Origin of the sequence: Saccharothrix violaceirubra (assembly GCF_014203755.1) — a bacterium.
Taxonomy (GTDB): Bacteria; Actinomycetota; Actinomycetes; order Mycobacteriales; family Pseudonocardiaceae; genus Actinosynnema; species Actinosynnema violaceirubrum.
On sequence record NZ_JACHJS010000001.1, the window covers coordinates 2,418,915 to 2,432,207 of the forward strand.

Annotated in this window: 10 protein-coding genes; 5 read left to right on the plus strand and 5 right to left on the minus strand. The window is 71.8% G+C overall.

Annotation, left to right across the window (positions count from 1 at the left end; all coding sequences use genetic code 11):
• Positions 1–147 precede the first annotated feature (147 nt).
• The 3 genes from icmF to F4559_RS11845 all read left to right on the plus strand — a co-directional run bounded on the left by icmF (position 148) and on the right by F4559_RS11845 (position 5,067).
• Positions 148–3,390 carry a fused isobutyryl-CoA mutase/GTPase IcmF gene (icmF, locus tag F4559_RS11835; RefSeq protein WP_184668386.1) on the plus strand — a complete coding sequence of 1,081 codons (3,243 nt, stop codon included), beginning with the start codon at positions 148–150 and terminating at the stop codon, positions 3,388–3,390.
• A 124-nt stretch (positions 3,391–3,514) separates the two neighbouring features.
• Positions 3,515–4,267, plus strand: a complete 753-nt coding sequence (locus F4559_RS11840; protein WP_184668387.1) for a class I SAM-dependent methyltransferase — start codon at positions 3,515–3,517, stop codon at positions 4,265–4,267.
• 50 nt (positions 4,268–4,317) lie between these two features.
• Entirely contained in the window at positions 4,318–5,067 is a 750-nt protein-coding gene (locus tag F4559_RS11845; RefSeq protein ID WP_184668389.1) for an MBL fold metallo-hydrolase, read from the plus strand.
• Here the strand turns inward: F4559_RS11845 and F4559_RS11850 are convergent.
• Together F4559_RS11850 and F4559_RS11855 are read right to left on the minus strand one after the other, a co-directional pair.
• On the minus strand, positions 5,052–5,561 hold the full coding sequence (locus tag F4559_RS11850; protein ID WP_184668390.1) for a hypothetical protein: 510 nt from the start codon (positions 5,559–5,561) through the stop codon (positions 5,052–5,054). The genes F4559_RS11845 and F4559_RS11850 overlap by 16 nt on opposite strands.
• Before the next feature lie 20 nt (positions 5,562–5,581).
• The gene (locus F4559_RS11855) at positions 5,582–5,929 is read right to left on the minus strand and encodes a GntR family transcriptional regulator (RefSeq protein WP_184668391.1); all 348 of its coding nucleotides are present in this window, start codon (positions 5,927–5,929) and stop codon (positions 5,582–5,584) included.
• A gap of 69 nt (positions 5,930–5,998) precedes the next feature.
• Here F4559_RS11855 and F4559_RS11860 point away from each other — a divergent pair, with 69 nt between their 5' ends.
• Positions 5,999–6,475 carry a hypothetical protein gene (locus F4559_RS11860; RefSeq protein WP_184668393.1) on the plus strand — a complete coding sequence of 159 codons (477 nt, stop codon included), beginning with the start codon at positions 5,999–6,001 and terminating at the stop codon, positions 6,473–6,475.
• Here F4559_RS11860 and F4559_RS11865 read toward each other — a convergent pair.
• The 3 genes from F4559_RS11865 to F4559_RS34900 all read right to left on the minus strand — a co-directional run bounded on the left by F4559_RS11865 (position 6,468) and on the right by F4559_RS34900 (position 10,170).
• Positions 6,468–7,100, minus strand: coding sequence for a TetR/AcrR family transcriptional regulator (locus F4559_RS11865; protein ID WP_184668395.1), 633 nt, complete (start codon positions 7,098–7,100; stop codon positions 6,468–6,470). The genes F4559_RS11860 and F4559_RS11865 overlap by 8 nt on opposite strands.
• A gap of 4 nt (positions 7,101–7,104) precedes the next feature.
• Positions 7,105–7,644 carry a M15 family metallopeptidase domain-containing protein gene (locus F4559_RS11870; RefSeq protein ID WP_184668397.1) on the minus strand — a complete coding sequence of 180 codons (540 nt, stop codon included), beginning with the start codon at positions 7,642–7,644 and terminating at the stop codon, positions 7,105–7,107.
• 366 nt (positions 7,645–8,010) lie between these two features.
• Positions 8,011–10,170 (minus strand): hypothetical protein, encoded by a 2,160-nt coding sequence (locus tag F4559_RS34900; RefSeq protein WP_312865600.1) that lies wholly within the window; start codon positions 10,168–10,170, stop codon positions 8,011–8,013.
• A 420-nt stretch (positions 10,171–10,590) separates the two neighbouring features.
• Between F4559_RS34900 and F4559_RS36895 the strand changes: the two genes are divergently transcribed.
• Entirely contained in the window at positions 10,591–13,284 is a 2,694-nt protein-coding gene (locus tag F4559_RS36895; RefSeq protein WP_184668398.1) for an ATP-binding protein, read from the plus strand.
• Positions 13,285–13,293 lie beyond the last annotated feature (9 nt).

A 13,293-nucleotide genomic window follows, 5' to 3' on the forward strand; every position in this document is an offset into this window, starting at 1 on the left:
CCCGGCGAAACGGCTGGTGGGCGGATCATGGGACCGCCAGGAGCGGTGCGGCCGACACGCCGGTGGCGCACGCCACAACGCTTGCACTTCCGATAGATGGATGTCCTAGTAATCTGTGGTCACATCCGCGATGTCGAAGGAGCCGTCGTGAGCGCACCCAGCACGCTGCACAAGCCGGTGCACCCGGTCCGGTTCGTGACCGCGGCGAGCCTGTTCGACGGGCACGACGCCGCCATCAACATCATGCGCCGCATCCTCCAGACCCAGGGCGTCGAGGTCGTGCACCTGGGCCACAACCGCTCGGTACGCGAGGTCGTGGCCGCCGCCGTGCAGGAGGACGTGCAGGGCATCGCGATCAGCGCCTACCAGGGCGGGCACGTCGAGTACTTCTCCTACCTCGTCGAACTGCTGAACGAGCGCGGCGCCGGGCACATCAGGGTCTACGGCGGCGGTGGCGGCGTCATCGTGCCCGAGGAGATCGAGCTGCTGCACTCGCGCGGCGTGGCCCGCATCTTCTCGCCCGCCGACGGGCAGAAGCTGGGCCTCGCCCGCATGATCAACACCATGGTCGAGGAGTGCGACGTCGACCTCGCCGAGCGCCTGCCCGACTCGTGGGACGGCCTGCTCGCGGGCGGCGAGGACGACCTGTCCCGGGCCATCACCCTCATCGAGGCCGGCCGGCTGCCCGACGACGTGCGCGCCCGCCTGGTCAAGGCGGCCGACGCGCGGGCCGTCCCGGTCCTGGGCATCACCGGCACCGGCGGCTCGGGCAAGTCCTCGCTCACCGACGAGCTGGTCCGCCGGTTCCGGCTCGACCAGCAGGACAAGCTGCGCATCGCCGTGCTCGCCATCGACCCCACGCGGCGGCGCGGCGGCGGCGCCCTGCTCGGCGACCGCATCCGGATGAACTGCCTGGAGGGCGACCGGGTGTTCTTCCGGTCGCTGGCCACCCGACGGGCGGGCACCGAGGTGCCCGACGGCCTGTCCGACGCGATCCTCGCCTGCAAGGCCGCCGGGTTCGACCTGGTCGTCGTCGAGACGCCCGGCATCGGTCAGGGCGACGCCGCGATCGTGCCCTACGTCGACCACTCGCTGTACGTGATGACGCCGGAGTTCGGCGCCGCGTCCCAGCTCGAGAAGATCGACATGCTCGACTACGCGGACGCCGTGGCGATCAACAAGTTCGAACGCCGGGGCGCCGAGGACGCGCGTCGTGACGTGGCACGCCAGCTCGTGCGCAACCGTGAGGCGTTCGGGTCCTCCTGGGAGGACATGCCGGTGTTCGGCACGAGCGCGGCGACGTTCAACGACGACGGTGTGACCGCGCTCTACCAGCACCTGCGCGACGCGCTCGGCGCACGTGGCCTGGGCCTGGCCGAAGGCACGCTGCCGGTCGTCGAGGGTCGCGTGTCCACGGCGGCGGCCACGGTCGTGCCCGCGTCCAAGGCCCGCTACCTGGCCGAGATCGCCGAGACCGTGCGCGGCTACCACCGGGCCACCGAGACCCACGTCGACGCCGTCCGCCGGGTCGCGCACCTGGCCGCCGCGCGCGAGGAGCTGGAACGCGCCGGCCTCGACACGGCCGACCTGACCACCGTGCTGGAGTCCGCCCGTCGGCACGTGGACGGGATCGCGGCCGAGCTGCTGGCGGCGTGGCCGCGCGTGGTCGAGGACTACAGCGGCGACGAACTCGTGGTGCGGGTGCGGGACAAGGAGATCCACACGCGACTCACGCGGGAGACGTTGTCCGGCAACAAGATCCGGCGCGTGTCGTTGCCCGGGTTCGACGACGACGGCACGTTGCTGCGGTTCCTGCGCAAGGAGAACCTGCCGGGGTACTTCCCTTACACGGCAGGCGTCTTCCCGTTCAAGCGCGACGGCGAGGACCCGGCGCGCATGTTCGCCGGCGAGGGGGACGCGTTCCGCACCAACCGGCGGTTCAAGTACCTGTCGTCCGGGTCCGAGGCCACTCGACTGTCCACGGCGTTCGACTCGGTGACGCTCTACGGCCGCGACCCCGACACCCCGCCGGACGTCTACGGCAAGGTGGGCACGTCCGGCGTGTCGATCGCGACGCTGGACGACATGAAGGCGCTCTACGACGGGTTCGACCTGACCGCGCCGACCACGTCCGTGTCGATGACGATCAACGGCCCGGCGCCGACGATCCTGGCGTTCTTCCTCAACACCGTGATCGACCAGCGGGTCGACCGGTTCCGCGCGGACGAGGGGCGCGAACCCACCGCCGAGGAGGCCGCGGACCTGGCCGCGTGGGCGTTGGCGAACGTGCGCGGCACGGTGCAGGCCGACATCCTCAAGGAGGACCAGGGCCAGAACACGTGCATCTTCTCCACCGAGTTCTCGCTGCGGATGATGGCCGACATCCAGGAGTGGTTCATCGGGCGCAAGGTGCGCAACTTCTACTCGGTGTCGATCTCCGGCTACCACATCGCCGAGGCCGGGGCGAACCCGATCAGCCAGCTCGCGTTCACGCTGGCCAACGGGTTCACCTACGTCGAGTCGTACCTCGCGCGCGGCATGTCGATCGACGACTTCGCGCCGAACCTGTCGTTCTTCTTCTCCAACGGCATGGACGCCGAGTACAGCGTGATCGGCCGGGTGGCGCGGCGGATCTGGGCCGTGGCCATGCGCGAGCGGTACGGCGCCAACGACCGGTCGCAGAAGTTCAAGTACCACGTGCAGACGTCCGGTCGTTCGCTGCACGCGCAGGAGATGGACTTCAACGACATCCGTACGACGCTCCAGGCGTTGTGCGCGCTGTACGACAACTGCAACTCCTTGCACACCAACGCCTACGACGAGGCGATCACCACGCCGACCGAGTCGTCCGTGCGGCGGGCCATGGCCATCCAGTTGATCATCAACAAGGAGTGGGGCCTGTCCATGAACGAGAACCCGCTCCAGGGTTCGTTCGTGGTCGACGAGCTGACCGACCTGGTCGAGGAGGCCGTGCTGCTGGAGTTCGACCGGCTGTCCGAGCGCGGTGGCGTGCTCGGTGCGATGGAGACCGGCTACCAGCGCGGGCGCATCCAGGACGAGTCGATGCTGTACGAGCAGCGCAAGCACGACGGGACGTTGCCGCTGATCGGCGTGAACACGTTCCTGCCCGCCGACGGGTCGCGGGAGCAGGTGACGATCGAGCTGGCGCGGGCGACCGAGGACGAGAAGCGGTCTCAGGTGGAGCGCACGCGGGCGTTCGCGGCGGCGCACGCGACCGAGGCCGAGCCCGCGTTGCGGCGGCTCAAGGAGGCGGCGCAGGCGGGCGAGAACGTGTTCGCCGTGCTGATGGACGCGGCGCGGGTGTGCACGCTGGGCCAGGTCACCGAGGCGTTCTTCGAGGTGGGCGGCCAGTACCGGCGCAACGTGTAGGCATCGGGTGCCGGTGACCGCCGTGCGGTGGTCACCGGCCCTCCAGGGTGTCCGAGTGCGTGTTTCGCGGTGTCCGGGTGGAGGACTCGCGAAATCGGTGGCGTGCCGTGGGATTCTGCCTGTCATGGGCGGATTCGAGGACCTGGTCGCGGAAGCCGACGCGGCCGACGTCACCGGGTGGGACTTCTCCTGGCTCGACGGCCGGGCCACCGAGGACCGGCCGCCCTGGGGCTACCAGCGGCTGATGGGCGAACGGGTCGGCCGCGCGGACGTGAGCCTGGACCTGCAGACCGGTGGCGGGGAGGTCCTGGCGGGCATCCCCCAGCGCGCGGCCAAGGCCATGGTCGCGACCGAGTCGTGGCCGCCGAACCTGGCCGTGGCGCAGGAGAACCTGCGGGACAAGGGCGTCGTCGTGGTGGCCGACGCCGGCGGGCCCGTGCTGCCGTTCGCCGACGGCACGTTCGACCTGGTCACCAGTCGCCACCCGGTGGGCGTCCACTGGGCGGCGATCGCCCGGGTGCTCGCACCGGGCGGCACCTACTTCTCCCAGCAGGTCGGTCCGGACAGCGGCCACGAGGTCTACGACTTCTTCCTCGGCCCGCGGCCCCCGGGCGAGAGCGGCCGGGAGGCGGACCTCGCGCGTGCCGGTGCGGAGGCGGCCGGGCTGGAGGTGGTCGACCTGCGGACCGCCGAGCTGCGGATGGAGTTCTTCGACGTCGGCGCGGTGGTCTACTTCCTGCGCAAGGTGATCTGGTTCGTGCCGGACTTCACCGTGGAGAGGTACCGGGACCGGTTGCGGGAGCTGCACGAGCGGATCCGGGCCGACGGCTCGTTCGTGGCCTGGTCCCGCCGGTTCCTCATCGAGGCGCGGCGGTGATCCGGGCGTGGCGACTCGCCTCGGACGGACGCGCCTGACAGGGTGATCCGATGCTGAATCAGGTGGCGGACGGCGTCTGGGTCCGGCAGAGCGAGTGGGTCTGGAGCAACGCCGTCGTGGTGCGCGGCGACGACGGGCTGGTGGTCGTCGACCCCGGCATCGGCGGCGCCGATCTGGCGGAGTTGGCCGACGACGTGGACCGCCTCGGGATCCCGGTGGTCGCCGGCTTCTGCACCCATCCGCACTGGGACCACCTGCTGTGGCACTCCCGGTTCGGCGACGTGCCGCGCTACGCGACCGCCGCGTGCGCCCAATCCGCCGGCGAGGTGCGGGAACGAGCGCGGGCGATGGCCGAGCAGAGCGCGTCGGGCGTGCCCCTCGACCTGGTCGGGCTGCTCACCCCGCTGCCCGCGGCCGGGGGAGTGCTGCCGGGCGAGGTCGTCGAGCACGACGCGCACGCCGTCGGCCACGCCGCCCTGCTGCTCGCCGACCGCGGCGTCCTGATCGCGGGCGACATGCTCTCCGACGTCCTGATCCCGCTGTTCGACCCGCGCCGCACCGGCCAGCCGGCCGCGTACGCGACGGCACTCGACCGGCTGGGCGAGGCCGCCCGGCACGTCGACGTCGTGATCCCCGGGCACGGTGCCGTCGCCGTCGGCCCCGAGGTGGCGGCCCGGCTCGAAGCCGACCGCGCCTACCTCGACGCCGTGCTGGCCGGCGGGGATCCGGCCGACGCGCGGCTCGAACAGGACTGGCTCGCCGGTCCGCACCAGGCGAACCTGGCTCAGGTCCGGGGCTGACCCTTCGCCTCGTGGATGGCCGTGATCGCGGCCAGGGGGTCCGGCACGGTGATGGTCACGCTCCGACCGTTGTGCAGCGTGAGCCGCAGCGCGGGGCCGGTCCGGACGGTGTAGAAGGTGCGGCGGGGCGTCCACCAGTAGCCGAAGGACACGCGCGACAGCGTCGGCTTCAGGTCGATCACCTCGGCCCGGTCGACGTCCGCCAGGCGGTAGGTGCGGCGCGGCCGGCCGAGCACCCCGCAGCGCACCGTGATCCCGTTGGGGCCCGCGGCCGTCCGGACGTTCAACCCGGTCAGCACGAGGACGAGCAGCGCGCCGGCGGCCACCGCGAGCGGGATCGCGGGGCCGGCCGGGTCGAGCCGGTCGCCGCGCGACAGGGTCCCCAGGAGCAGCAGCGGCACCAGCAGGGCGGTGCCGAGGACCACGACCAACGGCCAGTTCGTCACCCGGCCGGTGTAGATCGAGTACCGGCCGGTCGGTGGGGATGCCGCCATGGGGCACCGTCCTTTCGTCGTCACATCAGCTTGTCGACCAGGCGGACCAGGTCCCGGCGCCCGAGACCGTGGTCGCGGGCGAGGGCCACGAGGGTCCGGGCGGCCTCGACGACCGGCGCCGGTTCCGTCGCGGCGGACGCGACCCGTGCGCCGCGACCCCGGCGGAACTCCAGGACGCCGTCGTCGCGCAGCTTCCGGTAGGCGGCCAGCACCGTGTTGCGGTCGACCGACAGCGCTTCCGCCAGTTCCGCGGCCGGGGGCAGTTGCTCGCCGACGACGAGTTCGCCCGAGGCCACGCCCTGCCGTACGCACGCCGCGATCTGGAGCGGCAACGCCTCCCGTGAGGAGTGATCGACTGACCATCGCATAGTGCTAGTATTATTAGCATCAAATGGGGTGGGGTCAACGCCGCCGGGTCCATGGTGTCGACTACGGCGGTGAGCGGAACCGCGTTGACCGTCCTGACCCCGTACACCGCCGAACGCGTCGAGCCGATCGTCGTGGCGGCGATGACGGCCGAAGGGATGGCCCCGGACGCGGGTTGTCCGGAGTACTGGCGCCCGGCCGACGGACTGCCTTACGGCTACACCCTGTACCCGCCCGACTTCGAGAACGACCCGGCGGAGGTCGAAGTCGTCGAGCGGGCCGCCGGGCGGACGATGCTCTGCGACGTCGGGCTGCACATCTTCGTCAGCGACGTCGCGGGTCGGCCGCTGCTGGGCCGCCTGGCACAGCGCGTCGCACGAGAGGCCGAGGGCTGGGTACTCGTCGAGTTCCGGACGCCGCCCGCCGCCGACTTGATCGGGTACCTCGAGGGCAAGGGGCGCTGTGTCCGCGTCGAGGGCCATGTCCACCTCGACGCGTCGGCGATGGCCGCGTGGTACGCCCACCCGGCCTTCCACGTCATCAAGTAGGCCGTTCCGCCTTGCGGAGTCTGGCCCGCAGCGCGCGGCGTGCGACCGGGCCGAGGTCGTCGACCACCTCGACGAGGACGGCGAGCCGGTCGAGGGCGTCCAGGGCGGCGAGGGCACCGGCCGGGTCGACCCCCTCGTACAGCTCCAGCCCGACGAACCCGGCGCTCACCGCACGGGCCAGACCCGCCGTGTCGATCCACTCGGCCACCGGCGAGTCGGCCAGCAGCCGGTCCAGGGCCTGCTCGATCGGGGTGATCCACAGGTTCAGTGCCGCCGCCGCGGCCTCGGCCAGGTCGGAGTCGGCCTGGGCGCCGGCGAGGATCTGGGCCAGCACCGTGACGTTGCCCTCGGCGCGCTCCGCGGTGTGCAGCGTGCGGCCGAGCGCGAGCAGACCCCGCAGGTCGGTGATCCGGTCGAGGCGTTCGGCGAACGGCGCGACCCGGGCCCGCGTCGCGGCGAGGCACGCGGCCCGGATCAGGTCGTGGACGCCGTCGAAGTGGTAGAAGACCAGCGCCTGGTTCACGCCGGCGGACGCCGCGATGGTCCGCGCCGAGGTGCCGGCGTAGCCGTGCGTGCGGATCGTCGCGATCGCGCCGTCGATCAGGCGTTGTCTGGTGTCGGCCACGGCGTCACCGTAGAGGCTCGCAGTGGTCGACGAGCGCCGCGCCCGGGTGGGGCAGGCGTCGCGGCTGACCGTCGGGTCGGTATTCGAAGTGCCACCACTCGTTGTCGTACACCCGGTACAGGTGGTGTCGCCACCCGTGCTCCTCCAGCCAGCGCGCGCCTTCGACCGGTCGCACGTCGAGCGCGGTTCCGGCGACGTGCCGGGACTCGTGCGCCGGCAGGACCCGTGACCTGGCCGCCGCGGGCGAGCCGGTGCGGCGGACCTCGGCGGCGAACAGGCGGTCCTGTCGCGCGCCGTCCCGGTGTCCGGAGGTGAGGCCGATCAGTTCGCCGTGCCGCCACAACGCCTGTGTGCGTGCGGCCGTGAACGCCGCACGGGTCGCCGGGGTCAGGCCGGTGAGGTCCTCGGACGGGAAGCGTGCCGCCAGTGCCCATTGGCAGGCCGTGTGCACGGCGCGACGTGGCGTGACCAGGTAGGCCGCCGGCACCAGTGCGACGGCCAGCAGGCGGGTGATCGTCTCGTACCAGTGGTCGCGGTGTCGCACGGAGTCCCCCAGACGTTCTTGAGCGATCGCTCAAAACCGAGGGTAGCCGAGGGTTGAGCGGTCGCTCAAGAGGTGATCTTCGACCTACTGGACTCCGGACGGCACGGTGGTCCTGCCCGGGGCAGGGAAAGCTGGGCGAGCGTCATCGACGCGCGGGAGACCGACGTCGGAACCTTGAGGTCGGCTCGGGGGAACCGCGCCGGGGTCTGGCGGCCCTGACCCGTCGGCGCGCATCGCGCGAGGGGCGTCGAAGCGGTAGCGCAAGCAGCAGGTCCCGACACCGGTGCGGGTGTCGGGACCTGTCCGAGTGCGTATTTCGGGGGGCCGAACGCGTATTTCGGGGTGTCCGAGTGGAGGACTCGCGGGTCAGGCGTGGGCGCGGGCCGACGAGCGCAGGGCCACGGCGGCGCGTTCGAGGTGGCCGAGGACGCCGGACGGCAGGTCCTGGTGCTTGCCCAGGAACTCGTAGACCATCACCTGCATCGGCGCGGACTCCTCGGGTTCCACGACGGCCAGCACCTTGAACGCGGTGCCCGGCGGGAACAGCACGCGCCGCTGGACCACGCTGCCGAACGAGTCCACCACGTTGACCTGCTTGCCGGTCGTCGACCAGATCAGGAACTCCGCGCGGCCGTCCACCGGCACGCCCGGACCCGAGACCGTGTCCAGTACGCCGTGCTCCACGAGGATGTCCCCGGTGCGGAAGCGCTGCGCGTCACCCCAGCACACGGTCACGCCCTGGTGCACGGGAAGTCTTCGCAGCCCCGACACCACTCCCGCCGCGTAAGGCCGCAGGCGTCCGAGCCGTCCCGTGCGGAACGTCTCGACCATGACCTCCTCGTCCTGCTGCAGGAACGCCGACACGGCCGCGAGATCGGTCACCACGGCCTCGAACGCCTCGCCGTTCTCGGGCCGCTCCTCCAGGTGCCGGCACGCCACGGCCGCGTGCTCGCCGTAGCGCTCGCCGAGCATGCGGCGCAACGCGTCGCGTTCCTGCTCGGTGCTGTGGTGGTCCGACGGCACGAACTCGTCGCCCGGCCGCTCGCCCCACACGGGCATCGGCGACGGGGACAGCGGGCCGTCCACGCTCAGCGCGATCGGCTCCTCGGCCGGAGGTTCCTCCGGGGCGGGAGTCGAGACCGGGAGGGCAGCCGCGACCGGGGTGGGAGGCGCAGCCGGGACCGGAGAAGGAGTCGGGACCGGAGAGGGAGTCGGGACCGGTGGGAGAGTGGCCACGGGAGGGGGAGTGAAGGAGGGGACGGGAGTGGGCGTGAAGGAGGGCGGCGGGGGGAGTTCTTCCTCGAACTCGGGCTCGGGTTCCTCGGTGGCCACCGGGGGGCTGGGCAGTGGCGTCGGGTCGCAGAAGACGACCTTCAGCAGCCGGCGCACCTCCGGCTCCAGGCGTTCCACCAGGGACGCGCCCGCCACCGCGACCGCGCCGGCCGTCGTGCGGCCGGGCGTGCCCACGGTCAGCCGGGCCCACTCCGGGTCGACGGGCAGCGCGCGCACCTCGGAACCGTTGTCCTCGGCCTCGCGCACCCACAGTCCGGACGGCACGACCTCCAGCACCACGCCGCCGCCGAGGTCGAACACCCCGGGGCCGCGCTCGACCAGGCCCTGCACGGGCGTGCGGTACCCGGACACGACCGGGCCCTCGCCGGGGGAGTGGCGTACCTCGGTCACGTACGGCCGCCACGTCTGCTGTCCGGACGGGTTCACCGCGACCACGGCCGCGCCGGTCCGCGTCGACCCGATCGGCAGGCCGGTGTACAGCGAGATCGGCTCGCCCAGCCGGTCGGCGACCGCCTGCGCCTCGTCCTCGCCGCCGTACCAGACCATCCGCACGCGCGAGCGCGCCACGGCCGGCAGCCCGCCGAGCAGGCGGCACACCTCGTCCACCGGGATCTGCGGCTGGCCGGGGCCGCCGACGACCACGGTCAGCACGTTGTCGCGGCACGGCAGGTTCACGACCGCGCGCCCGTCCCAGTCGCCGCGCTGGGCGCGCAGCCACAGGCCGGCGGGCACGGGTTCGGACAGGCCGACGTCGCCGGTGGGCCACGGGACGTTCGGGTCGACCGCCTCCCACTGCGGCACCGGGAACCGGCGGCCCAGCGGCATCGGCGAGGCGCCGGGCTGGAACCGCAGCCACGCGCCGTACCCGCCGTTGCCGGACACGAACACGGCGCCGGGCACGGTGGTCACCACGCCGTCCGGCGCGACGACTTCCGTCTGGAGTTGTTCGGCCAGCCACTGCGCGGGCGCGGTCGGCCGCATGCTGCCGGAGAACGAGGACATCAGCCGGATCGGTCCCCGACCCTGCACGGCGGCGGCCACGGCCGGCCAGAAGGCGGCCTCGTCGCCGGGCGCGTCCACCACGACCACGGTGCGGCCGGGGTCGGCGGGCAGGGTGCGGGCCAGGTTCGCGGCCCGGGTGCCCACGCCCGACGGCGGTCCGACGACCATCGTCGGGCCGGCGAACGACACCGTGAACTGCGGCGGCGCGGGCGTCGGCTCCCGGTCGACCACCACCGGCTGCTCTGGTTCGCGGGGAACCGGTTGCTTCGGAGCGGCACGTCGGAACATCAAGGCGCCCGTTCACCTCCAGGCACGATCGGCGCGGAACGCCCGCACTCTACGCGGACCGGGGGTGGCGTAGGCCAGGAAGAGCGGAAAATTACTGGTCAGACCGGTTGCAAGGTCCACAGTGGAATAGCGGCGCTGCACTCACGCGTCGTGACGGCGGGCTCGTGGCCGACCGCGTACGGTGACTGTCACGACGGGCGGAAGCCGCCGGTGGGCGGGCGGTATTGTCGATCATGGCGGCCGGGGGTGGCCGGGCCGGACGCGCGCGGCAGCCGCAGTGCGCGCGGAATCGTCGGACCCGGAAGTTACCCTCCAATATCGTGAACCGCCGCACGCACGCAACGACCTGGGGAGAACGACCCGGTGACCGCTGAGATCCTGTACGGGGCCGACGACCTGACCCACCTCGAAGGTCTGGAAGCGGTTCGCAAGCGTCCCGGCATGTACATCGGCTCGACCGACAGCAGGGGCGTCAACCACCTCTTCACCGAGATCGTCGACAACTCGACCGACGAGGGCGTCGCGGGCCACGCCGCACGGGTGGTCGTCACGCTCCACGCCGACGGCAGCGTCCAGGTCGACGACGACGGCCGCGGCATCCCCACGGGCGTGCACGCCAAATCGGGACTGTCCGGTATCGAACTGGTGCTGACGCGACTGCACGCGGGCGGCAAGTTCGGCGGCTCCGGCTACAAGACCTCGGGCGGCCTGCACGGCGTCGGCGCCTCGGCGGTCAACGCGTTGTCGCACCGGTTCGACGTCGTGGTGCGCCGCGAGGGCAAGACGCACGAGATGTCGTTCGCGCACGGCGTTCCCGGCGTGTTCGACGGTCCGGGTCCGAAGGCCGCGTTCACCCGCGAATCGGGCCTGCGCGTCACCGGCCGCACCCGCAAGAGCGGAACGTCCATCCGGTACTGGCACGACGCCCGCTACTTCGAGAACGGCGCCGCGCTCGACGTCGAGGCGGTGCGCGCGAAACTGCGCAACACGGCGTTCCTGGTGCCGGGCGTGACGTACGTGCTCAAGACGCCCGAGGGCGAGGAGACCTTCCACTACCCGGGCGGTCTGTCCGACATGGTCGACTTCCTGGCGCCGTCGGGCGACAAGCCGGTGTCCGGCACGATCCTCGTGACGGGCGAGGGCGTCTACCACGAGAACGCCGCCGACGAGAACGGCGTGATGCGGTCGAAGGTGGAGCGCCACGCCGAGGTCGAGATCGCGCTGCGCTGGGGCACGGGCTACGAGCGCACCGTCGAGTGCTTCACCAACACGATCCGCAACATGCACGGCGGTACGCACCGTCGTGGCTACGAGCGTGCGGTGCTCAAGGCGGTGCAGGAGGCGATCGGCCGGACCCGGGGACTGTTGAAGCCCAAGGAGGATCCGCCGACGTTGGAGGACGTGCTGGAGGGCATGACCGCCGTCGTGCACGTCCGCGTGCCCGAGCCGCAGTTCACGTCCCAGACGAAGGACGAACTGTCCACGGCGGGCATCACGCGCGTGGTGCTGGGCATCGTCGAGAAGCACATCAAGGCGTGGACGGAGGACCGCCGCACCAAGGGCGAGGCCAAGATCGTCCTCCAGAAGGTGGTCGACGCCTCCCGCGTCCGCCTGACCCAGAAGCAGCAGAAGGACGCCGCCCGCCGCAAGACCGCGCTGGAGGGCGCGGCCATGCCGCCGAAGCTGGTGGACTGCCGGACGACCGGTGTGCTGCGCAGCGAACTTTTCCTCGTGGAGGGCGACAGTGCCCTCGGCTGCTTCACCGGCGACACCATGGTCGCCGTCGCACCCGGCCTGGCGATGTCGTTCGCGGACCTGGCCGAGGACTGGCAGCGTGGCGTGAACCACTACGGGTACACGACGAACCAGGACGGGCGAGTCCACGTCGTACCGCTGATCGAACCACGCCTGACCAAGCGCGACGCGCCGTTGGTGCGGGTCGCGCTCGACAACGGTGAACAGGTGCGCTGCACCCCCGACCACCTGTTCCGGCTGCGCGATGGTTCGTATCGCCGTGCGGACGCCCTCGTGCCCGGCGATTCGCTGATGCCGCTGTACCGCGCGTTCCCGGACGGTGGTGAGCGGGTCTGGCTGAACGACCGCGCGGTGTGGGTCCCCACGCGCCGCCTCGACCCGCGGGCGGAACCCGAGGACGCGCCCGACGGGCACGGGCACCCCGGCCGGCGGCCGGCCGTCGAGCGGCTTCCCCGCGCGGTGCGCGACGATCGTCGCATCGACACCGACCGGTCCGGTGCGTCCTCGCCGGATCATGGTTCCCCCGTCGTCGACGAGCCGGCCGCGCCGGTGAACCACTCCGTGGTGTCGGTCGAGCCGCTGGCCGAGACGGCGGACGTCTACGACCTTACGGTGGACGGCTACCACAACTTCGCGCTCGAAGCCGGAGTGTTCGTGCACAACAGCGCGCGCATGGCCCGGGTCTCCGAGTACCAGGCGCTGCTCCCCTTGCGGGGCAAGATCCTGAACGTGCAGAAGGCCAGCCTGGCCGACACGTTGCGCAACGTGGAGATCGCCTCGATCGTGCAGGTGCTCGGCGCCGGCACCGGGCGGACGTTCGACCTCTCCTCGATGCGCTACGGGCGCGTCATCCTCATGGCCGACGCCGACGTGGACGGGTCGCACATCCGGACGTTGTTGATCACCCTGTTCGCCAAGTACATGCGACCGGTGATCGAGGACGGGCGGCTGTACGCGGCCATGCCGCCGCTGCACAAGGTCGTCACCAAGGGCCGCAACGGCGAGACGCGGTTCACCTTCACCCAGCGCGAGATGGAGCAGACCGTCGCGCGCCTGGAGAAGGCGGGCAAGACGGTCGTCAAACCCGTGCCCCGGTTCAAGGGGCTGGGCGAGATGGACGCCGAGGAGCTGTGGGACACCACGATGAACCCGGCGACGCGGTCGGTGCGCCGCATCACCCTGCTGGACGTGGAGGCCGCCGAGGCCGCGTTGGAACTGCTGATGGGTGAGAAGGTCGAGCCGCGCCGGGCGTGGCTCGTCGAGTCGGCCAACCGGGTCGACCAGTCCGCGATCGACGTCTGAGGCCAGGAG